General features: G+C 47.5%; 25 protein-coding genes and 1 riboswitch. Of the genes, 15 read left to right on the plus strand and 10 right to left on the minus strand.

What is annotated here, in order from left to right:
- The first annotated feature begins 127 nt into the window (after nt 1–127).
- A complete protein-coding gene (locus AOA63_RS12795; protein WP_053960064.1) occupies nt 128–1,435 on the plus strand; it encodes a PQQ-binding-like beta-propeller repeat protein in 1,308 nt (435 codons plus the stop codon).
- A gap of 190 nt (nt 1,436–1,625) precedes the next feature.
- On the opposite strand, the gene AOA63_RS12800 is transcribed toward AOA63_RS12795, so the two are convergent.
- Together AOA63_RS12800 and AOA63_RS12805 are read right to left on the minus strand one after the other, a co-directional pair.
- Nucleotides 1,626–2,060 (minus strand): hypothetical protein, encoded by a 435-nt coding sequence (locus tag AOA63_RS12800; protein ID WP_053960065.1) that lies wholly within the window; start codon nt 2,058–2,060, stop codon nt 1,626–1,628.
- Nucleotides 2,061–2,201: 141 nt separating this feature from the next.
- Nucleotides 2,202–3,941: a WD40/YVTN/BNR-like repeat-containing protein gene (locus AOA63_RS12805; protein WP_053960066.1), complete on the minus strand. Its 1,740-nt coding sequence runs from the start codon at nt 3,939–3,941 to the stop codon at nt 2,202–2,204.
- Between the two features lie 296 nt (nt 3,942–4,237).
- On the opposite strand from AOA63_RS12805, the gene AOA63_RS12810 reads away from it, so the two are divergent.
- The 4 genes from AOA63_RS12810 (at nt 4,238) to AOA63_RS12825 (ending at nt 8,149) form a co-directional block, all read left to right on the plus strand.
- Nucleotides 4,238–5,557: a cytochrome P450 gene (locus AOA63_RS12810; RefSeq protein WP_053960067.1), complete on the plus strand. Its 1,320-nt coding sequence runs from the start codon at nt 4,238–4,240 to the stop codon at nt 5,555–5,557.
- 109 nt (nt 5,558–5,666) lie between these two features.
- A complete protein-coding gene (locus AOA63_RS12815; protein WP_053960068.1) occupies nt 5,667–6,539 on the plus strand; it encodes a hypothetical protein in 873 nt (290 codons plus the stop codon).
- Between the two features lie 168 nt (nt 6,540–6,707).
- Nucleotides 6,708–7,580: an NAD(P)/FAD-dependent oxidoreductase gene (locus AOA63_RS12820; protein ID WP_171822718.1), complete on the plus strand. Its 873-nt coding sequence runs from the start codon at nt 6,708–6,710 to the stop codon at nt 7,578–7,580.
- Between the two features lie 35 nt (nt 7,581–7,615).
- Nucleotides 7,616–8,149, plus strand: coding sequence for a mismatch-specific DNA-glycosylase (locus tag AOA63_RS12825; protein WP_053960070.1), 534 nt, complete (start codon nt 7,616–7,618; stop codon nt 8,147–8,149).
- On the opposite strand, the gene AOA63_RS12830 is transcribed toward AOA63_RS12825, so the two are convergent.
- The 8 genes from AOA63_RS12830 to AOA63_RS12865 all read right to left on the minus strand — a co-directional run bounded on the left by AOA63_RS12830 (nt 8,115) and on the right by AOA63_RS12865 (nt 16,677).
- Complete coding sequence (locus AOA63_RS12830; RefSeq protein ID WP_053960071.1) at nt 8,115–9,581, minus strand: sodium:solute symporter family protein; 1,467 nt, start codon at nt 9,579–9,581, stop codon at nt 8,115–8,117. The two genes, AOA63_RS12825 and AOA63_RS12830, sit on opposite strands and share 35 nt — an antisense overlap.
- A gap of 53 nt (nt 9,582–9,634) precedes the next feature.
- Nucleotides 9,635–9,841 (minus strand): hypothetical protein, encoded by a 207-nt coding sequence (locus tag AOA63_RS12835; RefSeq protein WP_053960072.1) that lies wholly within the window; start codon nt 9,839–9,841, stop codon nt 9,635–9,637.
- 47 nt (nt 9,842–9,888) lie between these two features.
- Nucleotides 9,889–10,893, minus strand: a complete 1,005-nt coding sequence (locus AOA63_RS12840) for a hypothetical protein (protein WP_053960073.1) — start codon at nt 10,891–10,893, stop codon at nt 9,889–9,891.
- 11 nt (nt 10,894–10,904) lie between these two features.
- The gene (locus tag AOA63_RS12845; RefSeq protein WP_053960074.1) at nt 10,905–11,453 is read right to left on the minus strand and encodes a macro domain-containing protein; all 549 of its coding nucleotides are present in this window, start codon (nt 11,451–11,453) and stop codon (nt 10,905–10,907) included.
- Between the two features lie 317 nt (nt 11,454–11,770).
- On the minus strand, nt 11,771–13,036 hold the full coding sequence (locus AOA63_RS12850) for an EAL domain-containing protein (protein WP_053960075.1): 1,266 nt from the start codon (nt 13,034–13,036) through the stop codon (nt 11,771–11,773).
- Nucleotides 13,037–13,174: 138 nt separating this feature from the next.
- On the minus strand, nt 13,175–15,247 hold the full coding sequence (locus AOA63_RS12855) for a YhgE/Pip domain-containing protein (protein ID WP_053960076.1): 2,073 nt from the start codon (nt 15,245–15,247) through the stop codon (nt 13,175–13,177).
- A gap of 62 nt (nt 15,248–15,309) precedes the next feature.
- A complete protein-coding gene (locus tag AOA63_RS12860) occupies nt 15,310–15,840 on the minus strand; it encodes a TetR/AcrR family transcriptional regulator (RefSeq protein WP_053960077.1) in 531 nt (176 codons plus the stop codon).
- Between the two features lie 54 nt (nt 15,841–15,894).
- Nucleotides 15,895–16,677 carry a hypothetical protein gene (locus AOA63_RS12865; protein ID WP_139061599.1) on the minus strand — a complete coding sequence of 261 codons (783 nt, stop codon included), beginning with the start codon at nt 16,675–16,677 and terminating at the stop codon, nt 15,895–15,897.
- Between the two features lie 255 nt (nt 16,678–16,932).
- Between AOA63_RS12865 and AOA63_RS12870 the strand changes: the two genes are divergently transcribed.
- The 10 genes from AOA63_RS12870 to AOA63_RS12910 all read left to right on the plus strand — a co-directional run bounded on the left by AOA63_RS12870 (nt 16,933) and on the right by AOA63_RS12910 (nt 25,945).
- Nucleotides 16,933–18,021: a M24 family metallopeptidase gene (locus tag AOA63_RS12870; RefSeq protein ID WP_053960079.1), complete on the plus strand. Its 1,089-nt coding sequence runs from the start codon at nt 16,933–16,935 to the stop codon at nt 18,019–18,021.
- Nucleotides 18,022–18,137: 116 nt separating this feature from the next.
- Nucleotides 18,138–18,599 carry a peroxiredoxin gene (locus AOA63_RS12875; RefSeq protein ID WP_053960694.1) on the plus strand — a complete coding sequence of 154 codons (462 nt, stop codon included), beginning with the start codon at nt 18,138–18,140 and terminating at the stop codon, nt 18,597–18,599.
- Nucleotides 18,592–19,257: an endonuclease III gene (nth, locus tag AOA63_RS12880; protein WP_082343960.1), complete on the plus strand. Its 666-nt coding sequence runs from the start codon at nt 18,592–18,594 to the stop codon at nt 19,255–19,257. Before AOA63_RS12875 ends, nth begins: the two co-directional genes overlap by 8 nt.
- Before the next feature lies 1 nt (nt 19,258).
- A complete protein-coding gene (locus tag AOA63_RS12885) occupies nt 19,259–19,606 on the plus strand; it encodes a hypothetical protein (RefSeq protein WP_053960080.1) in 348 nt (115 codons plus the stop codon).
- 58 nt (nt 19,607–19,664) lie between these two features.
- Nucleotides 19,665–20,522, plus strand: coding sequence for a patatin-like phospholipase family protein (locus tag AOA63_RS12890; protein WP_053960081.1), 858 nt, complete (start codon nt 19,665–19,667; stop codon nt 20,520–20,522).
- A gap of 62 nt (nt 20,523–20,584) precedes the next feature.
- Nucleotides 20,585–21,559 (plus strand): GGDEF domain-containing protein, encoded by a 975-nt coding sequence (locus AOA63_RS12895; protein ID WP_053960082.1) that lies wholly within the window; start codon nt 20,585–20,587, stop codon nt 21,557–21,559.
- 36 nt (nt 21,560–21,595) lie between these two features.
- Nucleotides 21,596–22,378 carry a hypothetical protein gene (locus AOA63_RS12900; RefSeq protein WP_053960083.1) on the plus strand — a complete coding sequence of 261 codons (783 nt, stop codon included), beginning with the start codon at nt 21,596–21,598 and terminating at the stop codon, nt 22,376–22,378.
- 122 nt (nt 22,379–22,500) lie between these two features.
- Nucleotides 22,501–22,672, plus strand: a riboswitch (M-box (ykoK) riboswitch).
- Nucleotides 22,673–22,881: 209 nt separating this feature from the next.
- Nucleotides 22,882–24,231, plus strand: a complete 1,350-nt coding sequence (locus tag AOA63_RS12905; RefSeq protein ID WP_053960084.1) for an NRAMP family divalent metal transporter — start codon at nt 22,882–22,884, stop codon at nt 24,229–24,231.
- Nucleotides 24,232–24,318: 87 nt separating this feature from the next.
- Complete coding sequence (locus AOA63_RS19820; RefSeq protein WP_171822719.1) at nt 24,319–24,495, plus strand: hypothetical protein; 177 nt, start codon at nt 24,319–24,321, stop codon at nt 24,493–24,495.
- Between the two features lie 190 nt (nt 24,496–24,685).
- Entirely contained in the window at nt 24,686–25,945 is a 1,260-nt protein-coding gene (locus tag AOA63_RS12910) for an NRAMP family divalent metal transporter (protein ID WP_139061600.1), read from the plus strand.
- The last annotated feature ends 80 nt before the right edge of the window (nt 25,946–26,025 follow it).

Genomic DNA, 26,025 nt, shown 5'->3' on the forward strand with positions numbered 1-26,025 from the left:
CCCAACCTTAAATTCGGCCGGCTTACACCCTGTCGTTTTCAGCTAGACTTCAGGCTTGGAATCTTTCTGCTCTTTTATAATGAGTATTAACCATTATGAGAAAGATTATGAAAGGATCTTGTAGCGGATGAAATGGCATTGGCCTGCTCTTGTCTTAGGACTTGCGGCAATTGGAACGTTAGGCACATTCGGCATTACCCATTCGGAAAATATGTGGCCACAAGTTTCTGATCAGCAAATTGGGGCGTCTCAATGGAACATGTTTGGCACGGGTCCTTCGCATGATGCGGTCATTGAAAGTGGTCCGAACCAGAATCTCAGCGTTCAGTGGACGCGTCAATTTTCCCAGCCACTCATGCAGCCCAGTGTGGTTCGTGGCGTGGTCTATGTTGGGGGAATTGGGAACAAACCGGCTGTCTATGCAATTGATGCCAAAACAGGCAAGACCTTGTGGAAAACCGATGTCAATAACCAGGTCATGACCACCCCAGTCGTTCATAATGGCATTGTTTTTGTGGGATCAGGCAATCATAATTTTCCTATATCTCATGTTCCCCAATATGGTGTACAGATTATTCGAGGTAGCGGTCCGAGTGCCGTGTATGCACTCGATGCACGAACGGGCGCGATCTTGTGGAAACATGAAACGCAAGGCGAAGACATGCCCACTTTTGTCTACGCCAATCACTTAGTGTATGTGGCCAATGGATCCGATGAATTATTAGCCTTAAGCCCACTTACAGGACAAACCGTATGGAAACTGTCTTTGCCCTCTTATGTGAGCATGTCTTCCCCAACCATCGTGGGCAACATGATGTATTTTGGCGGAACGCATCCCGCTGCCATATATGCGATTAACCTTCAAACGCATCAAGTGCAATGGATGCACACCTTACCCCATCCTTTAGGGGGATCGGACGATGTACCGCCGGCGGCAGGAGATGGCATGATCTATTTTGATTATGTTCAACAAGTGCATAATCAACCGCATGAAGTGGTCTACGCGCTAAATGCTGAAAATGGCCATACCGTCTGGACCGTTGATGAAGGACCGGGAACAATCCCGGTGGGACCCAATGGGGGACCGCGGGATGAGACCGGGATTCCCACGATATATGGCAACAGATTATATGTTAGTAGTCCTTTAACGGATTCTTTTTACGCGTTTAATTTACAAACAGGCGCATTAGATTTTCGTGTGCACTTTAAGAGTCAAATGACCCAGGGTCCTGTGATCTATCAAGGCGTCTGCTATGTGGGCGATGTACACGGGAATTTTTATGCCATTAATGCTACAACCGGACAAATTCAAGGAAAACTCCACTTTCAAGGGGCTTTTATGCCCTCTACGCCAGTGTTAGTGGGGCAAACCCTTTTCATTGGCGATAAAGCAGGCCAATTTATGGCGATTCCGTTATCGGAATTTGCATCATAAGACTTTTGTGCGACTTATCCTGTCATGAGAACAGCATGTTAAGGCTGGGAATCCAGATAAGCCCGAAATATTTGGTAGTCACGTCCTAGAACCGTATTTACCCGTAATGCCATCTCAAAGATACCAGACTGTCCACTTTCGCGGCACCGCAAAACAGTCCCATTCATCTTGATGGCGCGCGTGGGCAGCTCTAAGATAAAATCCACGGTTGTTCCTTCTCCGCCATAGGCACTTGACATCTAAGCCCATCGACCGAAACATCCTCTGTTTCGGTCGCGATTTTTTTCCATTTCAAAGGTCCTTGGGGAATAAGAAGCGGGATGCGCAACTGATATCGCCTTGTACGTCGATTTTCCACCGCTTGAGGCTGATCTTGCATGGCTGCGATAATCATGGGAGAGGGACTGAGATCAATGCGTTCAATAATTCCTTGCTGTTGCCAATGTGTCGCATACCATTGCCATTGCAAAAATATCGGCGTCTTAGGAGGCGGCAGTCTAAGCTCCGTTACAGGAGTTTGAATTTCTAAAAAAACTTGTTCTTTTAACCGGAATTTCACTATGACGTCAATGCGTTGATCGGCATAGGAAAATTGGGCGACATCATTAACCGATAAGGTACTCACGGTGTTCTCTCCTTAACATCGACAATATGGAATGGCAACAAGGACGATATCTTTATGTCTTATCCTAAATCACAGCTTTTGTTTCTGTCTTGATTTTCTTAAGAATTTTAAACCACAAATTGGGGAGTTTGCCGGGATATTTCATGAATAGTGGTGCCAAGAGACAGCCATTTGTGCCGTGACCACAGGGTTGTGGGATCCGCTGCTGCGGTTTGTCAGGCGCATAAGAATCGAATTATCGAGCCAATCGAGTTGAGTTGGCATATTATCGTGTCCCTGGTTTTGGATAACAATAAGACCCGGAAAGGGCGGAAGAAAGTGGGTATGTAAATAAAGAATGAGGGGATTAATTACGCGCTCAGTCAGTGCCTGATGATATCCCACAATTTCTACGGTCCACTCCCCTTCATGCCAGATTAAAATGGGGAAATCCGCGCCTTGTGGACTTTCGCCCGCAATAGTTGGAACGCTTGAGGAATAGAAATGTCCGGTCAGACCGGTGATAAGAGAAAGTTTTGTGGGCTGTCCTTCAGGTGCTTTCCAGAAATCATTGTGCTGGACTAATAGCTGGGGGATTGCCTGTGATTGTTCAACGGGATATTGGTTCAGGGACCATGTGATCAGGGGCACTTGGGCGAGATGATCTTGCAAAATTTCTGGACTGTTAATGGGATAACTTTGCTGGGTGGGCCATAACCTCACATGATATGCTGTTCCCTGAGTATTGACAGCGGTGGTTGCTGATAAGATAAGGGATGAGGGTAAGGGAATTTGCCGCGGCCCCCATAAGGGCAGTGTCGTGCGTTTGGCCACCTCTTGAAGTGCCTCGGCAATGAGCTGATGAGACGATAGGTAGAGGCTGATGGGAGCCAAGTAAGCAAAATGCCAGTGCTTTCCCTGATCACGGGTCACATAGACGGCTTCTAGATGAGAACTAGATAGGGGAGCAAAAATTTGACCCGATCGTGCTGTAGAGAAATGGATAATGGGGCTTTGATGTCCGGACCAAAAAGACGGCGGTAACGGGATTTTTTGTTGAGACCATATCCGTCCACCGTCATGGGTTTGGTAAACGAAAAGCTCAGGCAAGACCGCACTCAGTTCGGCAATATACCCCGTTTTCAAACTGGTAAAGAGCATGGATACATTGCCGGTTTGGTTAGGAAAGGAGGGAAAGGACCTCGGAGAAGCGGCCCACTGCGACATCTTTTCCAAAGTCCAGTGCTGACCATTGTCAGAGGAATGAAAGAGATAGAACATCTCATTATCTGTAGCAATGCTTCCCGCAGCCAACAACCATTTTTGATGGCCGACTTTTGCCACAACGCTTTGGGGATAATGGATTAAATGCATGACGCTGTCCGTTGGCGTCGCTAATAATCTTGTGTGCCAACTGTTGAGAATCGTTTTGGCTAATCCCTTATCGGATGTTTTGAGAGTGACCGTGAGCGTTAAGATATCGCCGTTTTTGGTCATTATCTCTTTCGAGCCATTAGTACGGGATCCTAAGTCCGTTATCAGTGTTTTGAGCTGGTATGGAGAGGCCAGACTTTGGAAATTGATGGGAAGCCAAGCTGTTAGGGAAGGGGGGGACGCACTAGTTAATATCACTTTCCCCGATGTTCCTTGATAAATTCTTCTAAAAGCAGAGGATAATCCGGTTTGTAACGTCCATGAACGCGGAATAACGAAGGTTGTTCCTCTCCATGAATGTTGGCGCATGTTTTGCTTTAGATTTTGTGTTGGCGAGAGCACCATGTGAGATGGCGTAATTTTTACGGGATCATAAGTAGAACTGGCTGCTGAATGCGCATCCAGGCCACATCCTGACAACGCCATGCACAGGCTGATCCATCCAAAGAGCCTATGCCGACGCTGCATCGTGGCTTTTCCCTCCAACAACCAGATCTTCATGCCCAAGATTTTTGTGGCATGTTAAACATACCAAGGACTCTCTTCCTAACCACACCTGTATAAGTGTATGTTACTGGTTCAGAGCAGGTAGTGAAAGGGCATTTTGTCAAATAGCCAAGAATATTTGGGATTTGTGTCGTGAGCTGTGAGATGTGCTCGAGACAAAATGAAAATATTCCGTCTCGCAAAAGGTCAAAGTGTTCTTTTATCAAGTATCTGTTAGCATATAGGAGTTGAGGGCAGGTGAGAAAGCGGTCAGAGACATGAGGCATTCCAGCACAAACAGACTTCCTCCCACAAATATTACCCGTCTTTTGGCGTTTCACCGAGATCCTTTGGGATTGTTGTTGAATCTCGCCCACAGCGACTCGGCATTGACGCATTTTCGTATGGGCCCTTGGCCCTTTGTATTGGCAGCGGGAGAAGACGCTGTCTATCAAATCCTGGTTCATCACGGCAAGGAGCTCGAGAAAGGTCCGGGCATGGACCATAAAAATCCTTTAATCGGCCGCGGGCCGCTAATTGCTGAAGGAACATTGTGGCGGAAAGAAAGACGGGCATTACAACCGGTTTTTGATCACCAATATTTTGAAAATTATGCTCAGCAAATTGTGCAGATCGTAACCGATTATGCCAAGACCTTTTCCAACGGTCCTAAGTGGGTGACGATGGATGATGAGATGCTGACTTTGACCTTGAAAATTGTTGTGAGCACCTTATTAGATGATGAGCAAGATCTGGATCGGTTACGCCATATTTCTACCGATGTGCAAACCGTCATGACCTATTTTTTCCGCCGCTCGCGTAGTGCTATTCGTATTCCCTATCATTGGCCGTTTCCGTGGAATTATCACAACGCTCAACAGGAATTGACTCATTGGATTAAGCAACTTGTCGCCAAAGAGCCGGAAAGTTTGATGGTAAGGCGACTCAAAGAGTACCTGGGAACAGATGACGAAGCTCTTATACAGTCAGCTCTTACCGTGGTGATGGCAGGGCACGAGACGACTGGCCATGCTTTGGCCTGGACCTTAGGACTTCTAGCCCAAAATCCCGCGGTGCAACAGATTTTGCACGAAGAGTTAGAGACGGTACTGGGGACAAGAGTTCCCACAATTCACGATCTGGATGCACTGCCTTTTCTGCACGCTGTTATTCGGGAGGCTCTTCGCTTGTATCCTCCTGTGTGGCTCATCAGCCGGAAAAATCCTCAACCTATAACGGTGCTTGGACACACCTATCCAGCTGATACCTTTTTTTTGATAAGTCCTTACGTGACCCATCATTTAGCTGAACTCTATCCTGAACCGGATACCTTTAACCCCAAACGATGGCTCAATCAGGCGGGGCGTATGGATCATCTCATGTCATATCTCCCCTTTGGTCATGGTCCTAGGCGCTGTGTGGGACGCGATTTAGCCCTTATGGAAATGGCTCTCATTGTGGCTGTTATAGCGCAGAGATATTCGGTATCTGTGCCCAAAGACGTTATGATGCGTCCTCTACCCAAATTAAGTTTGGTTCCAGCTAACGGAATGCCCTTAGTGATTTCACCACGGTCGTGTCATCCAATAAATGGATAAAAAAGAAGGTTATGCCGGGTTTTCCCATTGCGAGGGACAAGTCCCCGGTGCTATAATCACCAAGTTATGAAGCATCGGCACTTGACAGCAAAGAATAGGAGGTGATTGTATGTGGGAAGATTACTTGGAGCAGGCTACCTCAAGCATTGCCAACAAATATCATCGCCGCCGTGCCCAGGCAAAAATCCGGCAGCAATTACTTTCTATTTGGGCTGAATTAACTCATGCCGGAATGGAATCAACGCGGGCAATGGTGCAAGCCATGGAGATGTTGGGTGATGCGGGACATTTGACCGAAAAGCTGGCCACGCCTCTGCGCCAACAGCGGGGATGGCTCTGGCTGGTCTCTTTTGCCCAGTTGATGGCGGGTTTGGGACTGCTTCTTGTCTCCTTTCGCACCGCGTCTTTAGCAGACATGGCTGTGGGACGGGTTTTGACGTTGTGGGGATTTGCGACCACGGGATTTAACACGTACCACCACAAAGAACTGTGGGCGAACTTGAAAATTGCTTTAAGGAATTGGCGGCTGTCGTTGACATGGGTCACATGGGGACAAAAAGCACGCATTATTGCGGTGTCTGCGATCAGTGGGATTTTGGCAGCGGTCTTATGCAGTTTGCCATGGGAATTTGTGCCCAATACCGTGTTTCACCCCGTGATGGTGTCGGATTTCTTAGGACTTTCCTCGTTTGCTTTGGCTGCGTGGGGGCCCTATTATGTGTTTCGACGATCGATTGCTATGGCTTTTCGCGACATTACCTGGCAAATTTGGGCCGCTTTAACCTCCACTCTAACGTATACCACGCTAGTGGTGTTCAATGGTCAATTTGTTCCCCCGCCGTTCTTCAATTGGCAACCAGAACTCTTCATTTTGGGAAGTTTCGTGTCATTCTTTGCGGCGCTACGGGTTTACGCGTTTTTCCTAGCCCTCAAGGAACGGATTGAACCGTGGAATGACGATGAAATTCGTCCGGCAATTTAACAGGGGGTTTAACAAGAGCGAATGGTTCTGGCCCGTTCGCTCTTGTTTTTTGTCAGGTTGACTCTGATGTGAAATAGACGAGCGTTAGACTTTCCTTCCCCCCTTTTTCTCGCGATTTTGGAATGTGATAGGATGACTCTATGATATGGCTGGAGGCGTATGGATTTTATGGCTCAGGTTGCCGTAATTGGCGGGGGACCCGGAGGAGTTTCGTGTGCCATTTGGTTAAAACGCCTGGGACTAGAACCGGTGTTATATGAGCGAGGACATATTGGAGGACAACTCCATGACATTTCTTTGCCCATCCCAGATTTGCCTGGGCAACCTCTAATGAGTGCGCGCGAGCTCATCGAACGGCTCCGCCGCCATCTACAAACCTGGCAAATTCCCGTCTTTGAAGGACAAGAGGCTGTCCTTTACCGTGATGATCAAATTCTGGTATTGAAGAGCGGGCAAGAGATCTACTATCCCCATATTGCCTATGCACCTGGACTTCGAATCCGGGAACTGGATATTCCCGGTCGAGAATGGATTACTAGGCAATCGACCTCAGAAATTCTTAATACGAACACCGATCTTCCCATTTTGATAGTTGGAGGGGGAGACCGCGCTTTTGAGGCGGCAATTCGTTTGGCTCAGGCTAAACGTCCTGTCATCCTTATTCACCGGCGCGATCATTTCCGGGCTCGGCCTGATTTTCAAGCCAAGGTTCAACAACTCCACATTCCCATTTATATTCATACCCATTTGCAGTCGATTGAGTCCGTGCCGGGGGGCCTGATTGCTCACGCCGAACAAAATGGCAAAGACCTCTCGTTTCTTGTTTCCGTGGTCATGGTGCGCATCGGCATGGAACCCGATATTCAACCCGGCCTATGCCCTTTGCCGCTATCGGATGTCGTACCGTTATGGCCACGGCCCCATGTCCGTTGTTTAGGCGATGCCATCAGTCCCGTGCCGTTTCGGTCGATTGTGAGTGCCTATGCCTCGGGGATGATGGCGGCGAAAGAGCTGGTCATGAATCTCCGCCATCATGCATAATCTCGTGATAAAGATGGGTAAAGGAGGGACATGCCATGGTACCCGATATTATTGCTCAAGGTCTTGATGTGCTATTTGTCGGCTATAATCCCGGAGTGGCCTCAGAGAGTCAGTGCCATCATTTTGCGGGCCCGGGTAACTTGTTTTGGGCGTTGTTAGTGGATAGCCAACTTACTCCTTATCGCTTGCGCCCGGAGAATGATCGTGAATTATTGTTATTTCGCCTCGGAATAACCAATATGGTGGAGCGAATGACACCATCTTCTACCGATTTGTCTTTACGGGAAATGAGACTCGGGGCCCAGACGCTGGAAGCGAAAATTCGCCAATTTCAACCCAAGATGGTCTGCTTTTTAGGAAAAGATATTTACCGGGCCTTTATGGGCTATAAGCGTTCAATACCTGTGTCTTGGGGCTATGTTGTGGGCAACAATATGGACGGGCCGGGATTTTTTGTGGCTCCCAACCCGTCACGCCGATCGACGATTCCTTATGGATTACGCCTATATTACTTTCGCTCTTTAGCCAATATCGTTAGGTACGGGGCGCATCCCCATATAATGCCGTGAAATGTTGGATATCAGCTTCCTGGGGATGGTAGGTCAAACGGCTTATCAACCAAAAGACAATGGTGTTCAGAACTAATGCAATAAAACCGGCATTCATACCCCAGATGATGCTGTGATGGGAAAGCAATAACGAGCCGTCAATAACCCATCCCACAATCATGCCCCAAAATGCCCCATACTTCGTGGCGCCACGCCAGAATAAACCTCCAATAACTATGGCCGGAAAGAGTTGTGCGATAATGTCATAAGCCACCAATAAAATAGCCACTAATAAAGATGGGGTGGCTAAAGCCAAAAACAACGCCAATGCTGTGAGCGGAAATACGAGCAGTTTGGTTAGGCGATAGATTTGCTGTTCCGTGCGAAAGGTCAAATCACCCCATACGTTTTTAGCGATGAGCGAGGCAGAGGTCATGATAATGGGCCCAGCCGGAACTAAGGCCGCATATATGGCGGCGATTACAAAGAAGGAAAAAAACGGAGTGGAGAACAGACGACGAGCTAGGATCAGGACGACATCATTGCCATTTTGATGACGACCTAACACAATCAAGGCTCCAAACCCGATAATAATGACGGCAACCTTAACGAGTTGGTATAAGGGCATAAAGACGGCTTGAATCTTTAACGCTCGAGGACTTTTGGCGGTATATGCCACACCAAACCATTGGGGCCACATCCATTGTCCCAAACCGGTCATTATCACCGTGGTCACGAGCCACAAGAGTCCGGCGTTATGGGTGTTTCCCGGTAATGTCATGACCTGGCCTAATTGTGTTCCAAACGCTTTAAACATGGGCTCAAATCCATGAAAGTCTTTATAGGGAAAGACAATAAAGAGCGTACCTAACGCCACAATCATGAAAATGTCTTTAACCACCGACTGCCAGGCATTACCGCGAATGCCGCCAATATAGACGGCGAGAGCTAAAATGAAAAATCCTAAGATGTCAGATACACTCACCGACAGGCGGGAATGGCTAATCACATGAAAAATCGCGCCTAGACCCGTAATATTTAAGTCAATATACGCGATCATAATCATGGCTGTGGTCAAGGCCACAAAGCTGCCTAGAGTCTTGGACTGGTAACGGCCGGCGACGAAGTCGGCCTGGGTCACGTACCGAAACCTGCGGCCTAAAATCCAAATTAAAGGCAAAATCATAAATCCCAAGGCGTAGGCCACATCATTCAGCGCAACATTGTAAAAGACGGGTCCTCCTTTGACGTAAGCGTAGCCGGCAAGTCCCTGGAAGGTAAAGGCGGTGTAAATTTCGGTGCCCAGTAAAAACCAAATCAACCATGGCCCCATATTACGGCGATGAACCAGCCAACCTGCTAAGGACGCTTGTGACTCTTTGGCGCCTGTCACCATGCCGAGAATGGTTAGCAGAATGACTGCCACGGCGGCGCTAACAATGACAGTCTCCATGGACAATGCCTCTCCTTTCCCATGCAAACTCTTGGAGGGACCATCACGGGTGGTTAATGACGGTTCTGGGCGCGATCGATAAGATAAAGCGTTCCCAAGATGATAGGCGTTAACAGCGGTACCAAAGTATACCAAAAGAGGATGGCAGGCATCCCCAGAATATAGGGATAGACCCGGTTAAAATAGAAAATGGGACCGAGTAAATATAAGGATGCCACCAGAAATACGCCAATAAGCCAACTGAGAAATTGTACACGCATCGACTATCCCCCCGGTGATTAGGGTATGAGGAGCGTGCACATTGTTGCTAGGAAATGATATGGGACAAGAGAATAAATCCCTGGGAAGTTTGGAAAATGATACCCCGAGGGCTTTGACTAAATAGGCCCGTACTTTGCGGCAAGGGATGGAGATTATCGTGGGCCAAGGTGACGAGTTGTCCGGATGGGTCAAGATTGTTGATGACAAGATGTCCCGATGAGATCCCAATTTGGGGTTTAAGTCCTGTTTGCCAGCGGTACCACAACACGCCATGTGGAGTTTTAACAATCAGCAGGTAAGCCGGCAACGCCGTCGGGCGTTTTAACAAGACGACAATATTATGGCTATAAGATAAGGAATCGATGACATCAGGCCACCTTGCTGGACGGACTGTAGCAATGGGCACGGCGTGTCCCGTGATGAGCGAATATTGTTCTAAGTGGCCTTGATTATCGACAATGAAAGCGTGAGCATGGAAAACAAACGGATGATAGCCAAAAGTGAAGGTGGTGGGCAAAGACAAAGTATAATCTGGGGTATGGACTTGAAGATGGCTTCCCATTGAAATCACATAATCCAAAACATTATGGGAGGTAAAATACCCGGCTAATGCATGGGGAATCAGGGTTTGTGTGTTGTTGGCATGAAGGACAACCAGGCCTTGAGGAGTGCTCCATGCAAGAATTTGACCATTAGGGGCATAAATTAATTGGCCCACGGGGTCAGTTGGCGCATTATTTAAGGTTAGGACATGATTATTGACGATCCACCGGGCCTGCCCATCATGCAGAATATAGGTAATATGCGAATGCTGTGTGATGGGTAAGTACCAATCCGTACCATCTAGATGGTGCGGGGGAAGAGATATTGTCTCGGTTTGGTCTTCTAGCGGTGATGCCAAAGACATGGCTTGACTGTGCTGAGGGCGAATCAGGGGATTGGCGGTGGCCCACCTGGTGACGGGCACCATCGAATTTTGATGTATGATCGCAGCAATGATCATTATGGCGATCGCCATAACCCCAAACCCTATCCACCACCAGCGTTTCACAAATAGCCTCCTCAATCACGGTGAACTTGTTGATCATAGGTTACCACAGCTTGGTACATTGCGGCAGCTGCCTTATCTGGAGGGACGCGTCCCACCCCAGTGCCGTATGCGGGAACACTGACACGAAGAATACTGGGATGTTTGTAGACTACGTTGAGGAACGCCATCGTTGCGAGATAAATGGGTTCTTCGGATTCCAGTACAGTAGGATACGGCATGGTTGGCACTAAAATCAGCCATTGAGGCAGGCTGTAGCCACTAGGGATGACAGCCGCTTGACCGACGGGCATAAACCCATGATACAGCTCCGCGATAAATTTGCGGGCGATCCGGTCGATACCTGGCAAGCGTTGGGCGATTGCTCTATCAAGTCCGCCACCCATCCCCATATGACTATCCGATGCCGTCGACCAGGCGTCGACATCGGAGCGCAAAACAGTTGACTGATTAATTTCAAACCGATCATCCGAATCAAAATATTTATGCCAAGCCGCCACCATTTTCGAATCGGGCGCACACAGCACAAATTTTTTGGAGATATTATGGCGGGTTAAGGTCATGACTTTCTCTCCTGATCGTGAACGTAATCGCCATCATCTTTTTCTGTTAACGAATGTTCTGGCTCTATGTGGTATGAAGGATACAGGATAAGTGAAAAAATTTCTAGAAAATCAAAGCGCTTGACAATGCAAAAAGAGAGAGTATGAACTCTCTCTTTTTATGGAATCCGATCCCTCAACCAATTCCGTGGCACGGCCACAATCCATTTCCGTGCGTTCCATCACGTATTATGATATAGTAGTTAAACTATAAAGTCAAGATAGACAAGAAGACAGGACAATAAGTATCAATTGATAATGGCGTACATCTCAAAATCTCAATAGGGTTTAGGGAGTAACAAACTCATCAAATATGCTAAGCCCTTGAGAATTTGTAGTCTTCCATCACTCCATTTATAGGGTCCCATATAATCCGCGCCGAGCACACCCCAAGTAGGTTTTCCGATGGGAAACAATGCCACAGATTCCGGAAAACTGAGAACATGCATAATCGGCCCATGCATACTTTCAGGGACATCGGTTTTCTTTTGTAAGATAACGGGACTATTTTGTTGAAAAGCTTTAATCGCTAAAGACGGAGAGTCCCAGGGAATAACGTCTTGATAGGAATGTCCCAAACTGAATATTGGCAAAAGACCTTCATCCGTAGCACGTAAAACGGTCATGGCCGTCGGCTGCAAGATTTTAAAGGCGGTAGCCATCATGGTCATCATTTGTTCTTTGGGCGTTAAGTCAGTTTCTGCCAAGTGTTCCATCATGAGCGCCCAATGGGTACGGAAAGGATCCAACCCACTTAAGGTCAGACTGGAAGATTCGAGAATGTCTTGTTGACGTTGTTGAATGGCTGTGATGATTTCTTGGGATGGGGACATAATCTGCTCCCACGTGACAGGCTTAGCAAAATAAAATCCTTGGCCAATTTCAACGCCGAGATCAATGCAAGTTAATAGTTCTTCATGCGTCTCTATGCCTTCTGCAATAAGTTGAAATCCTAAGAATCGGGCCATATGACTGACAGACGCGATTAAATTCCGTTTAATGGGATACATGTGACACTGGGCAATCAGAGAGCGGTCCAATTTGACAAAGTTAGGCCGGACCGCCACCAGTTTTTCTAAGCCCGAGTAGCCGGTGCCGAAATCATCCAGTGCAATGGTGCCGCCTTGGTGGCGAAAACGTTCCACAACCTGATTGACAACGTGCCCTACCCAATTTCCACGCTCCGTAATTTCAATGATTAGGGACCCACTCGGACAAGATTGGATGAGTTCATTAATCTCAGAATCTATCAGAGAATCTGGATGAAGATTAACGAATAAAGGGGTGAGTACGTCGTGGACTTGGATGAATTCTTGAATCTTGCGGATAATGATGCGGTCAATATCTACGGCTAAACCCTGGGTAGCGGCTTGCTGAAAGAACGGTTCAACAGCAATGAGCTGGTTGTGTTCATCAAGAGGGCGGGTCAACACTTCATAACCCATGACATGACCGCTAGAAAGTGATACCAGCGGCTGAAATACAAGATATAACCGTGAATCTTGAATCCATTGAGCGATATTAGGTAGTGCTGTTGGCATCATATCTGCAGCTGACGTAGCCTGTCTCTCCTCGCCGAAAATGTACTAGGTCCATTGTGCCGGATCCGTGTCGTTTTTGTCCATTTTTTGTCGAGTTTTGGAAAAAGAAAATCCCCGGAAAAAACTCCGGGGATCAAAAAATTACAGTGATAACGAGGTAGAGGGGGATGGTTGTTGGGCATCAAGACTTTCTGGCGATGCCAAAGGTGGAGCATCAAAAGCAAGACGTCCTGGCACAAATCGCACAATAATCCATGCCACAAGAAAGGTCAGTGTGAGTCGGATAATATCAGGCATAAGGACAGTGCGGTAACTTCCGGATAAGGCATAGCGCATGACATGAATGGCCCAAGTCATTGGTAAATACGGGTGAATGACGGCAAAAAAATGTGGTGATAATTGGATAGGATATGTGCCGGCAGAACCCGAGAGTTGGATGACCAGTAAAACAATTGCAAATAAGCGTCCCCCATCTCCGAATTTTTCCACGAGAAGGCGCATAACGGCCCACCAGGTCAAACCCACGAGGGTCATGATGCCCCAAAAGGTCAGAGTGTATTGGGGATTTAACGGCAATAGCCATAAAATGCCCGTGGTCAAAATGACAATCTGAGCGAAGGCTAGCCCGAGTGAAACCCATTGACGTGTCCCAAGGCCCTTTTTGTCGCCACCAGGTACTAATACGGTAACCACCAATGCTCCCACCCATAAAGATAATGCCAGGAAGTAGGGAGATAAACCCGTGCCATAATTCCCTGCCCCGCCAATATTGGTGATGTGAGCTGAAATCGGTTGACTGGCCCAATTTAGAGGCTTTTGTGTTTGCTCTAAGCCCTGCGCTAATTTCGATAAGTTATGGCTAATCGATGGTAGTGGGCTCGTAAATTGGTTCACAGCGTGTGTGTATTGATTGAGATGTGATCCCAAAGATGCTAACGAGTGATTCATGAACGTCGATCCCTGGGCCAACTGGGATAAGGAGCTTTGTAGTTGTTGGCTGCCCGAACCTAATTTTTGATTGGCCTGGTCTAGGGTGTGAGCACCTTGAGCCAACCGAGTTGTCGCCGTGCTTAACGAAGCCGCCCCTTGCGTGAGTGTCGCGGCGCTTTGCTTGAGGGTATTGCTAGCGTCAGAGAGTTGTTGAGATTGACTGGACAATGTGTTGAGTCCTTGGCTTAACTGGCTGTTTTGTGTTGCTAACGTCGTGGATAACTGGGTGATTTGGGACGAAGAGGCACTTAATTGATTTAATATACCCTCCAATTCGCTGAGGTCGGCAGGATTGTGTTGGGCTTCTTCGGCTAAATTCTGGGCTTTGGCAATCAACATTTGTTGTTGATTGAGCACTTGGGGTAAACGAGAGGCGCCTTGGGATAACTTAGTGGCATCATTCGCCAATGTTGTGCTGCCTTGGGCAAGTTGGTTAAACGAACCAAGAAATGTATCGAGACCTTGTTGCTCTTGCATCAATCCTGTACTTAATTGATGAGTGTGTTGAGCAACATCATCCATATTTTGGCTAAACAGGCCCGACTGAATTGCTAACTGATTCATACCTTGGGACAATTGGGCGAATCCGGTATAGACGGCATGGGTGCCTTGTGCCAGTTTCTGGCTGGCTGTGGTGAGTTGGGTCACCCCCTGATTTATGGCTTGCCCTCCTTGAATGAGTCCTGGCACATGCTGGACTAATGCCTGAGTGCCAGCATGGAGTTTGACAGCCCCCTGTTGTAAACCGTTCATCGCGTGTTCTTCTTGATGAGCAATGTTCGTTTGAATTTGGCTCGTGACATCTTGCGTAATGGAATCAGCTTCTCGGGTCATTAAAATGCCGGTGAGATAGTTGGTACCAGGATCAACCGCATAGTTCAAGGTCGGAGCCTTATCTCTTAACAGGTCCCGAGTATAATCGGGGGGAATCGTGATGATCATATCGACTTTGCCAGATTGCAACAGATTTTTCGCATGGTTCATCTGAGAGGCCGATAGGATTTTGGTATGCCAATTTTTAGGCAGACTGTCAATGAATTTTTGTCCTTCATGCTGTCCATGATAGCCATGGTCTTCGTTGACGATAGCTAAGGGGAGATCATTGAGATGACCATAGGGATTCCAGAATGCACTGAGGTAAGAGCCGCTATATAGTAAGGGAACGACAGCGACGGCGGCTAAAGCAAGCCATCCTTTCGTCGTGTGTAATAATGGCGAACGCAAGGGATAACCTCCTCTCGTATTATACTGACTAGTCAGTATAATACGGAGCAAAAGAAATTCGGTCAAGTGAACCGTGCCACAATCACCTGGGCAATTTGATACAGGCTGTCTTTGTCTTGCGAACCGCTTTTTAGAGCATGTAAGGTCGGTACGGCAATTGCACCAAACAATGCATAGGCGAGCCATTCCTTATGGCGATAGGGTTCGGGAATAAAGGCAGCAACGGGTTCGAGTAATTGGTCAAGGAATTCCCCGACTAATTTTTCCCGTTCGTGGTCCCGCCACGCTTCGCTCAAAAATAGACCAAGAAAATCTTTTTCATCCCAAAAAAAGTCAATCCAGCGACACAGCATCGTTTCCAATGAGCCATCTTCCTTTAGAGACGATTCCGTAATTTGTCTTAGGCGCTGGGCACGAGATTCGAATAGCGCGATCCACATAGCTTCTTTCGAGGCAAAATGATAATAAACGGAGCCTTTGGCGACATGAGATCGCTGAGCAATACTATCGACAGTGGCACGGTCATAGCCCATGTCAGCAAATTCCTGCAAGGCCGCAGATAAAATGGCATCGCGTGCATTGGGTTTGGCCATATCTTCCCATCTCCTTGTCGTGTCATATTCTTGCTGAAGATAACCTAACCTGTTTTAAGATGATTGGGCAAGTTGGTTTGAGTAAGTCACGCGGTACAACGCCAAAAAAGAGAGAGTCCAAAAGATGCCCGTGATGGTGACTATCAGGTAATTCATAATTTGTCCAGTCATTCCCCAGGTGTGGGTCGCCCATAAAATGAAGGCGATCAACAGGAGTTGCCCAATGACTGCAGTAGCAACAACTTCGAGAGTCAAGAGCGCATACCGTCTCATCAAAGTCATAGATTGTCGTAAGGCACGAATCCAGGACAGTTTTGCCAAAAACAAAAGATTCATCATCCATAGGAGCCAAGCGCCTAAATTGAGGGCCATCACACTGCCAACGATCGCCAAGATGATAACAGTTTGAGAGAGGGTCATGGCCGAATGAATCCCGAGATAGATAAGTCCGGTAATGAATAACCAGATTATTAGGGCTATAACGCTCGAAAAAATAAATCCATATCCCTGGGCGAAATACCGAAACCCGTTCTTGGGGAAAGTCAAAAAATGAAGGGATTTTCCCATAATGGCTTGAGCTAAGGTGCCATAGAATGCAGCCAGGTAATAGGGAAAAAGAAATAGGACAAATACAATGATAGTGGCGATCATTTCCGGGGCAATATGAGACGTGTCAGGTTTTGCACCCAGCATGTTTGCGAGTGCATTGACGCTTAAAGCTGCCACAACGATAGCCATGACAACGATGAACAGGAATTGCCATAAATAAATCCAAAAAATTTGAGGATGTTTCCACAGACTGCTCCAGCTAAGACGATAAATTTGGGGGTACACCATATCCCTCGATTCGTGAGTTTTTCTTGTTTCATGGTATCAGGAAGTTCGGTGATAATCAGGGATTTTTCTAATAAGTTTATGAAAACTCACGGCCGGTCATCCAGATGGCTCAAGGGCTTATTTCTTCAGGTAACTATTGGATTAGGAAAAGGAAGGAAAGGCTTAAGGCATCTGGCAAATTCCCTTAACACAATCTGAGGGTTCAAGAGTTTGTGATACCATTAATAGAGAACGGATTTGGTAAGGAGGATGGGTATGCATCGATTGGCCAGGGCTAAAGAGCGCCTCGGCAAAGAGAATGCCGTGATGTTCTTATCTCCCGGCGATGACTTTCGTTATCTCTTGTCATGGTCTCCGTTAGCGGATGAACGCTTAACATTTCTCGGGGTATCCGGAGATGAGGTGGCTTTAGTCATCGCGTCGGTGAACGCACAAGAGGCACGGGAACATGTGGCAGCGGCTATTTCGGTATATGCGTTTACAGACCAGGAAGGGCCTGAAGCCACATTGCAGAGGGTTTTTGGTGAGATTGCCTCGAGGGCACAAACCGTTTATATTTCCGATGATGCCCGCTTTGACCATGTGGAGCAATTAAGGCATGCCCTGCAGTTGAATAAGCCGTTGCGGACCGCCTCTCAACTGATGGCTCCTTGGCGTATGGCGAAAGACCCGGATGAAATCGAAAAGTTAAAAGCGTGTCAAGCGATTAATGATCAAGCGATGTTAGCCGGGTTGGCGGCCATCCGCGTGGGTATGACGGAGATGGAATTGCAAGATATTATTCGCCGGGCGTTTATGGCTAATGGTGCCGATCGTGATGCCTTTATTATCGTGGCTGCTGGTTCTCATAGCGCTCTGCCTCATCACACTCCCGATCAAACGGTGATAGCAGAAGGACCGGTTTTGCTGGATATCGGATGTTTTAAGGATGGATATGCGTCAGATATGACCCGGGTAGCTTATGTCGGCACGCCCTCAGAGGATTTTGTTCATGTTCACCGTATTGTGAATCAAGCCGTAGAAGCTGGAATTGCGAAGGCTCGTGCCTTTGCCGAAGCCCAAAGTATTGATCATGCGGCTAGGCGTATTATTGAAGATGCGGGCTACGGAACATATTTTGTGCACCGGTTAGGACACGGCATTGGGTTGTCTGTCCACGAACCGCCTTCGATTATGGCAGGCAATCCGATTAAGGTGCCGCTTTACTCGGCATTCTCCATTGAACCGGGCATTTATTTGCCCAAACGGTTTGGAGTGCGTTTGGAAGAAGTTGTCATTGCATATTCCGATCATGCCGAGGTCTTATCCGCTGTTCCACGTGATATTTACCAGGTGAAAAGATAACGGCAGGGAAGTGCCGGATAATTTGTGATAATAGCGATGTAATCGGTCAAAGGAAGACCAGGAATAGGAGATGATGAGTAGTGGCCGCAAAAACCGAAGCATATACTCAAGATAATATGGTAGGCCAATTGGCTCCCGATTTCACATTAGAAGGTACGAATGGTCCAGTGCATTTGTCAGACCTCCGTGGACAAGTGGTGGTGTTGTATTTCTATCCGCGGGATAACACGCCAGGATGCACGACCGAAGCCTGTGATTTTCGTGACATGATTCACGAATTTACGCAAGTGAACGCTATCGTGCTTGGCGTCAGCACGGATTCTTTGACGAGCCATGAAAAATTTACGGCCAAATATCAACTCCCCTTTAACTTGTTGTCGGATCCCAATGCTGAAGTCGCGAATCTTTATGGGGTCTATAAGCAAAAGAACATGTATGGAAAAATTTCTTATGGCATTGAGCGTTCGACCTTTATCATTGACCAAGACGGGATTATCCGCTATGTCTTTCGCAAGGTGAAAGTGCCAGGACATGTGGAGCAAGTGAAAGAGTTGGTGAATAATTTAACGCGTGAGTAATTTGCCCGATTCCAGAATACAGGTCGATACGATCTTACGGATCTTTTCTGAACTTTATCCGAATCCCACGACGGAATTGATCCATGATGGACCGTGGCAACTTCTTGTTGCCACCATGTTGTCGGCGCAATGTACTGATAAGCGGGTCAATATGATTACTCCTCGCATTTTTTCCCGTTTTCCTGCTCCAGAGGATTTGGCCAAGGCGAGTCTCACAGAAGTCGAAGGGCTCATTAAAGATTGCGGGCTTTTTCATAATAAAGCCCGCAATCTCATCGCCACAGCAAAACGGATTGCACAGGAATATGGCGGCCAGGTTCCGCCGGACCGTGAGGCATTAATGACCTTGCCGGGGGTGGGGCGAAAAACTGCGAATGTCGTTTTAGCGAACTGTTTTGGCGTTGATGCTATTGCGGTGGATACCCATGTATTTCGTTTAGCTCACCGTTTAGGGTGGTCTCAAGCTAAAGATGTTCAGGGAACCGAAGAAGATTTGATGCGGACCATCCCGCAGAACCAATGGGCTAAAGCCCACCATTGGTTGATATTTCATGGACGGCGCATTTGTTCAGCGAAACATCCGGATTGTGAGAGGTGTCCTATTCAAAGCCTATGTCCCCAAATCGGGGTTTCTCAGGGGAAAAAGGAGTCGGGTTGATATGGTAGCGCTGGTTTCTGATCTGTTTTTTGCCGACCGTATTATGCAAATTGGACAGATGGTGAATGAAGAGGTGCATATTTATCATTCCCGAGAGGAATTTAAAAAGGCGGTGATGACGGAACAGCCTTCTGTAGCGATTGTGGAATTGCCACTGTTAGATGATAGGGATTTCACATGGATTGCAAAAATTCCTCATGTAGCCGGATATGGGCCACATGTCGATCGTGATCGATTTGCCAAAGCCCGGACCTATGGAATTCACCCGTTGTGGGCAAACTCCGCCTTAACCCAAAAACTCGGTCCTTGGTTACTTTCCCTGCGAAATAGCGAGGACCTGCTTCAATAAGGGAGCAAAGGCGGAGGTAAACAGGGATGAGGGCAATGGATGAAGGGACGGTTAGATCATGCGGGCTGTGGTATTTGGAGGCGGAGGGATTCTCGGAGTTGCGGCTATCGGGATTTTACAAGCATTAGAAGAGATGCACGTACGTCCCGATGTCATCGTCGGCACCTCATCGGGTGCGATTATTGGCGCCTTATATGCCTTGGGTTGGAGTGCTCAAGACTTACGTGATTTGGCTCTGCAAGTTCGGCGTAAAGATATGATTTGGAATTGGCGGCGCATGGGCCGGACATTATTAACCCGCCATACGTTAGCCGAATCGATTTTGGATCCGGAACCTTTTTGGAGCAAATTGCGACAATACGTGGGCGACCAAACATTTGCTGATGTAAAAATTCCTCTCTACGTTGTCACCACGTCACTGACACACCGGACAAGTGTGGTTTTTGGATCGACCATACCCCCGGGTTTTCACGAACTGCCCCATGTGTTATGGGTCGATGGTCAAGAACAAGAAATTTTTTCTGTGATTCGTGCGTCTTCTGCTATTCCTGGCTTCTTTCCACCCGAGCGTATTGCCGATATGATATTAGTAGACGGGGGCATGACCGATGACTTTCCGTTGGATGTGGCGCAAGCGGCAGGCGCGAGTCATGCCTTGGGACTTTGGATTGATGAACCCGTACGCTGGCAAGTGCCTAGTCCCAGGCCCCATCTTTTGCAGGTGTTGAACGAAAGTGTGGCCGCTACAATCCATCATATGACGGTCTTGAAGAAGAATACCGTGACAATCCCTTACATCTTGATTCGGCTGGAAATGGATCACCATGCCGATATGGCGCGGATTCCTCAAATTATTCGTACAGGCTATGAACAAACCATTGCACGGCAGAATGAAATCTTAGCAGCATTTGATTGATGTCCATCACCCGTGAAAAGCCATGGCGATAGCAGCAGAATTGTGCGAAGGGATTGTTCATCATGGAAGATCGCGATCTTCAATTTGCGTTGACGACATTGATTCGCGAATCCCGTCACTGGGCATCGGTTCATCGCGGATTGGAATTATTTTACCGGGCCAGAGATTTGCTGAAGGAGTACTACCAGGTTGATAGCGGCTATTTTGTTTACAAGAAAACGGCAGGATGGGGAACCAAAAGCGAGCAACAATTTCGTGTCTATGCACCATGGGGAGTGCTGCCGGGCTGTGAAAAAACCCTGCAGGAAGAAGTCGACAGGCAGCTTCTTATGAGTCCCAATCCTTTGCAGCACGTCACAGAAAACTGGGTAAGTCTTGCAGAAGTGCCTTTGTCTGTACAAAAAAGATGGCAAACTTGGGGCGTCCAAACAGGGGGATCGTGGCTGCTTTACATTGGCAAAGACCCCGTCGGCCTCATGGTACTGCGCCGGCGCATTCTTAGAACCGATGATGGATTACTAATGAGTTTAGTTGCACGGCAAGTGTCCTTAGTGATGGAATTATTGCGGTACCGCCGTGCAGCAGAAGAAGTCAGCCAACAAGATCCGCTGACCGGCGTTCTTAATCGCCGTGGCGCTATGATGCGCATCGAGACTCTCGTGCGGGTGCGTCAAGCTCATGCATCTTGGGTTTTCGTTATTTTTGACGTCAACAATTTTAAAGAGATTAACGATCGGCAAGGTCATCCACAAGGCGATAAGGTTTTGAAGAACGTTGCAAAGATACTCTCATTAGGCTTACGTGAAGGCGATATTTGTGGGCGCTGGGGTGGGGACGAGTTCGTGGTTCTGTTAAACAGTTGTGGGGCCCAAGCACCCGAAATTGTTGCCCGGCTTAAAAACAAAGTGGCGGAGACACTGCGCAATGTGTCGGTGAGTGCAGGATGGGCCATTTGGGGTGTAGATGGGACGAGCCTCGATGAAGTTTATCATGTGGCTGATCGCCGGTTATATCAAGATAAAAAGACATCTTCTTGATAACTTTATAAAAATAACGGGTAGGAGTGGTGAATCATGAACACGCCGCATGCTGTGATTGTGGGATTAGGACAATTAGGGAGAACGTTAGGGGAAGGACTCTTGATGCAAGGAATCACTGTGACTCCTATTTTGCGTTCAACTCCTATTGACCCAACGCTCAATCCGGAAACGGTCATTGTGGCGACAGGTGAAGACGATTTGGCTGGGGCCTTGAAACGGATTCCCCAAACATGGAAAAGCCGACCCACTATCGTCTTATTGCAAAATGAATTGTTGCCGCCTCAATGGCAAACTCAGGGTGTGTCTGAACCGACCATTTTTGTGGTGTGGTTTGAACGAAAACCTGGGAAATTAATTACCCCGCTTTTACCTTCTGTTGTCTTTGGACCGCAACAACATATCATTCAGTCCGCCATGGATCATTTAGGCATTCCCTGCGAGACTGCTGCTGACGAAAATGATATTTTGACACAACTCGTAATCAAGAATGCCTATATTTGGACCACGAATATTTCTAGCCTATTTGTCGGACCGTTAACAACGGGCGTGTTACATGAAAAGCATGCCTCATTAGTGGACAGTTTGATTAAGGAAACCATTGCAGTCCAAGAAGCGATCATTGGCCGCTCGTTCGATTTAGCTAAAATTTCATCACGTGTGAATCAAGCATTATTGTCGGATCCTCTGCATAATGCGGGTGGACGCAGTGCTAAAAGGCGTCTGGAACGTTTCTTAGCGCACGCGCATACTGTAGGCATTTCCGTGCCGCAGGCGCAAATGATAGCAGAACGTCAAGGAATTACGGCGCGAGCTTAATTCCAGCGATTTTAAGCAGTTTTCGGCACTGGCACCCCATTTCCCATAAATTTTTTACGTTTTACGGCGATCTCCATTGACATACATGCGAAGACTTGCATATAGTTAGATTGCAAATGAAATAAAGTCCTCGTTAGGCGAGGCGTCTACATCAACATAGGCCACTGCTCCGACCCGTCCAAAGACGCTAAGGAGTAGAACAGAGGTTGCCGGATTAAGGCTTCTTCCAAGGTGGCTGAATCTGATTAAGGTTCTCACGTGATGTAGTGCCGAAGCTCCACCAGGGGGATGACGGGTATTTTAACGACCACGTCCTCTTGCTGGGCTGCAAGAGGACAATTTTATGTGGCGCAACGGAAAAGGAGGGTGCATTGGGTGAGTACAGACCCAGGAGGCCATAGTAGTTTCTTGCGTTCACGAAAATCACACACTGTTCTGTGCTCTTCCGAGGGCTGTCCTTAGCTGTTGCTATGACCCCCTCGGAAGATGCCGAGGGGGGATATATGATGTCGAAAAAGAATGTGTCTGCAGCCACCCGGGTCTTCGATGATGCACGAATTCGTGCAGAGGATCAGGCACGTGTGGCGGCTTTGCGTCAATCTCCGAGTTGGACAAAACGGCTTCTCCTATTATTAACGCTAGTTGGCCCCGGTATTCTTGTCATGATTGCAGACAATGATGCCGGTGGTGTAATTACCTATGCCCAAACTGGGGCAACCTATGGGATTGGGTTTTTCATCCCGGCCCTAGTTATTGGGGGCTTGATTGCTTATGTCGTCCAAGAAATGACGGTACGACTGGGCGCGGTGACTCACCGTGGCCATGCTGAAATGATTTGGGGACGGTATGGAGCGTTTTGGGGTTGGTTTTCCCTGGTGGATTTAGTGATCGCGAATGTGTTGACGTTGATTACCGAATTCATCGGGATTACCGTAGGTATGTCCGTTTTTGGTGTGCCGCCGGTTTTCAGTGCGTTAGGTGGACTCATTTTAGATGCGGCTATTTTGTTGGTCTTGCGTTACCGGACATGGGAACGGGTGTCTTTGTGGATTGCGGCAGGGAATTTAATCTTTATTCCCTTAGCTTTAATGGCACATCCTGATTGGAACAAGGTCGTGGGAGCTTTTAGTCATTGGCAAGTTCCCGGTGGTTTTACCGCAGCCTTTTTGTTTGTGGTGTTGGCCAATTTTGGGACGACGATTGCACCTTGGATGTTATTTTTCCAACAGTCGTCTGTCGTTGATAAAGGATTGACCGTTCAAGATATCCGCCATGGTCAGTTTGATACGGCACTGGGAGCCTTTGCTATGGTGGTGGTGGCCGTGGCGCTGGTAGTCTTAACCGGGACGATTGCTTATGGTCACCCCGGAGCAGCCAATTACAACATTCAGCAAATTATGCAATTGATTGGGCAGCATCTAGGCCGTGTTGGGCAAGATCTCTTTGCTTTGGGGTTGGTCGAGGCGGGAATAATTGCAGCCATTGCCTTGACGGCTAGCACATCGTGGGCTATGGGCGAAGCATTTCATTGGCCGAAGAGCATTAACCTGCCAGTTCGTGAGGCATGGCGGTTTTATGTCCCGGGGCTATTAAGTGCGACCATTGCTGCAGCGATTGTTTTGATACCGAATGCGCCATTGGGATTTTTAAACTTGACTGTTCAAGTCGTTGCCTCGATCTTTATGCCAGCTGCCCTGTTGTTTCTCTTGTTGCTCCTTAATGACCGGGAAATTATGGGTGATTATGTCAATCGCAAGTGGCAAAATCTTTCGGCCTACGCCATTGTTGGATTGCTCGTTATTCTCAATGGTCTTTATGGGGTATCAGTCGTTTTCCCACATCTATTTCAATGAAGTCAATCACAGCGGTTTCAAAATGGGAGCATTGGCCAAAGACTGCCAGTCTATCTCGTGGTGAGATAAAGAAAGGAGGAGAAGTCAATGAGCAACAAGAAGACGCCGTTACAAGTGGTCCCGCCCATGGAGACCGAGCAACCGGTGGAATTAACCCGCATTGTTCCAAAAGGCTCGATTCGTTTGGTTTTTTGGGGGTTGCGAATTTATATTGTAGTCATGTTGATCTTGGTGATAATTGGCTTTAGCCGCGGACTGCATTAAGTGACAAGGATGACAATATGGGACACAAAGGGAGGAATAACCATGGAGCGAATGTCCGCCGTTATGATGCCTGGTCGAGAGAAATAAAAACTCGACCAGGTTTTTTTATTGTGAGAAAATCAAACAGGTATCCAGTAATACGCTTAATAGCAGAGAATCTGACCAAGATATCAAAAAAACGTTATAGTAAATGAGAACGAATGTCATTATCTATTATGGAGATTTTATGGAACTTCAACGATCAGCGATAAGCAATGGAATGCCAAAAACAACATGGCAATGGCTAAAGCTTTTGGGGCCAGGAATTATTGTAATGCTGGCGGATACCGATGCGGGCAGTGTAGTGACCGCAGCCCAATCGGGAGCGCAGTTTGGAGCGTCTTTGCTCATTCCCGATATTTTGCTGATTGGGGTCTTGTACCTTGTTCAAGAAATGACAGTACGGTTAGGATTGGTTACGGGACAGGGACATGGAGAATTAATCGAAAAATATTTTGGCCGCAAATGGGCCAGTTTATCGGTTTTGACGTTATTTTTGAGCGCGGTGGGCGCCTTAGTCACTGAGTACGCGGGCATTGCGACTGTTGGTCAACTTTTAGGTGCCAGTAAATTCTGGTTTGTTCCTTTGGTAGCCTTAGCATTGATTAGTGCGGCTTTCTTGGGTAAATACCGGCGAGCAGAACGTTTTGGCATTATTTTAGGTTTATTAGAATTGGCTTTTATTCCTGCTGCATTTTTCGGATTATTCAAGGGCGTCGGCAACGTTAAGAGTATTTGGATTTTACCCTTTGGTCATGAAGATTTTGCCTGGATGGTTGCGGCCAACGTAGGCGCTGTCGTGATGCCATGGATGATTTTCTTTCAGCAGCAAGCGGTATCTGATAGTGGTTTGACCCCTGAGCAGTTAAAAATCGCCCGGCGAGATACATTGCTTGGGGCGGTACTCACCCAAACCGTGATGATTGCGGTGATGTTGACCGCAGCAGAGGCATTTCCCCACCATCATACGTTAACCTCAATCGCCTCTCTGGCGCAAACCCTGGTGCCTTTATTAGGTCACAGTGCGATTATCATCTTTGGGGCGGGACTTTTCGGGGCCAGTACGGTAGCCGCCCTGGTGGTCTCGTTGGCAGGAGCATGGGGAATGGCGGAAGTTTTTGGCTGGAAACATAGTCTTAATAGTGATTTTAAAGAGACACCTCAGTTTCATATTATTTATGCCGTCTCGCACGTGATTGCGGTCATATTTGTCTTGGTCGCCATTCACTTTGTGTCACTAAGCATCGATGTAGAAATTATGAATGCCATGTTATTGCCGATCGTCTTGGGATTTTTGATTGCCTTGGAATACCGGGCATTGCCGCACCACTGGAAAATGAGTCATCGCCGCCGGGTACTTGTCATTATCACCAGTATTGTTACGATATTGCTGGGGTTATTAACGCTCTAGTCGTTATATGTTTGTTGATAGCAACGGACCGTCAGCTTTCACAACCCATTAAAACCTAAGCCATTAATCGTTAATATTTC

The organism is Sulfobacillus thermosulfidooxidans (assembly GCF_001280565.1).
GTDB lineage: Bacteria > Bacillota > Sulfobacillia > Sulfobacillales > Sulfobacillaceae > Sulfobacillus > Sulfobacillus thermosulfidooxidans_A.

Coding starts and splice junctions, on each gene's coding strand:
- AOA63_RS12795 (WP_053960064.1), top strand. CDS start 128: ATGAAATGGCATTGGCCTGCTCTTGTCTTAGGACTTGCGGCAATTGGA.
- AOA63_RS12805 (WP_053960066.1), bottom strand. CDS start 3,941: ATGCAGCGTCGGCATAGGCTCTTTGGATGGATCAGCCTGTGCATGGCG.
- AOA63_RS12810 (WP_053960067.1), top strand. CDS start 4,238: ATGAGGCATTCCAGCACAAACAGACTTCCTCCCACAAATATTACCCGT.
- AOA63_RS12815 (WP_053960068.1), top strand. CDS start 5,667: ATGTGGGAAGATTACTTGGAGCAGGCTACCTCAAGCATTGCCAACAAA.
- AOA63_RS12820 (WP_171822718.1), top strand. CDS start 6,708: ATGGCTCAGGTTGCCGTAATTGGCGGGGGACCCGGAGGAGTTTCGTGT.
- AOA63_RS12825 (WP_053960070.1), top strand. CDS start 7,616: ATGGTACCCGATATTATTGCTCAAGGTCTTGATGTGCTATTTGTCGGC.
- AOA63_RS12830 (WP_053960071.1), bottom strand. CDS start 9,581: ATGGAGACTGTCATTGTTAGCGCCGCCGTGGCAGTCATTCTGCTAACC.
- AOA63_RS12835 (WP_053960072.1), bottom strand. CDS start 9,841: ATGCGTGTACAATTTCTCAGTTGGCTTATTGGCGTATTTCTGGTGGCA.
- AOA63_RS12845 (WP_053960074.1), bottom strand. CDS start 11,453: ATGACCTTAACCCGCCATAATATCTCCAAAAAATTTGTGCTGTGTGCG.
- AOA63_RS12850 (WP_053960075.1), bottom strand. CDS start 13,036: ATGATGCCAACAGCACTACCTAATATCGCTCAATGGATTCAAGATTCA.
- AOA63_RS12860 (WP_053960077.1), bottom strand. CDS start 15,840: ATGGCCAAACCCAATGCACGCGATGCCATTTTATCTGCGGCCTTGCAG.
- AOA63_RS12865 (WP_139061599.1), bottom strand. CDS start 16,677: ATGGTGTACCCCCAAATTTATCGTCTTAGCTGGAGCAGTCTGTGGAAA.
- AOA63_RS12870 (WP_053960079.1), top strand. CDS start 16,933: ATGCATCGATTGGCCAGGGCTAAAGAGCGCCTCGGCAAAGAGAATGCC.
- AOA63_RS12875 (WP_053960694.1), top strand. CDS start 18,138: ATGGTAGGCCAATTGGCTCCCGATTTCACATTAGAAGGTACGAATGGT.
- AOA63_RS12885 (WP_053960080.1), top strand. CDS start 19,259: ATGGTAGCGCTGGTTTCTGATCTGTTTTTTGCCGACCGTATTATGCAA.
- AOA63_RS12890 (WP_053960081.1), top strand. CDS start 19,665: ATGCGGGCTGTGGTATTTGGAGGCGGAGGGATTCTCGGAGTTGCGGCT.
- AOA63_RS12895 (WP_053960082.1), top strand. CDS start 20,585: ATGGAAGATCGCGATCTTCAATTTGCGTTGACGACATTGATTCGCGAA.
- AOA63_RS12900 (WP_053960083.1), top strand. CDS start 21,596: ATGAACACGCCGCATGCTGTGATTGTGGGATTAGGACAATTAGGGAGA.
- AOA63_RS12905 (WP_053960084.1), top strand. CDS start 22,882: ATGATGTCGAAAAAGAATGTGTCTGCAGCCACCCGGGTCTTCGATGAT.
- AOA63_RS19820 (WP_171822719.1), top strand. CDS start 24,319: ATGAGCAACAAGAAGACGCCGTTACAAGTGGTCCCGCCCATGGAGACC.
- AOA63_RS12910 (WP_139061600.1), top strand. CDS start 24,686: ATGAGAACGAATGTCATTATCTATTATGGAGATTTTATGGAACTTCAA.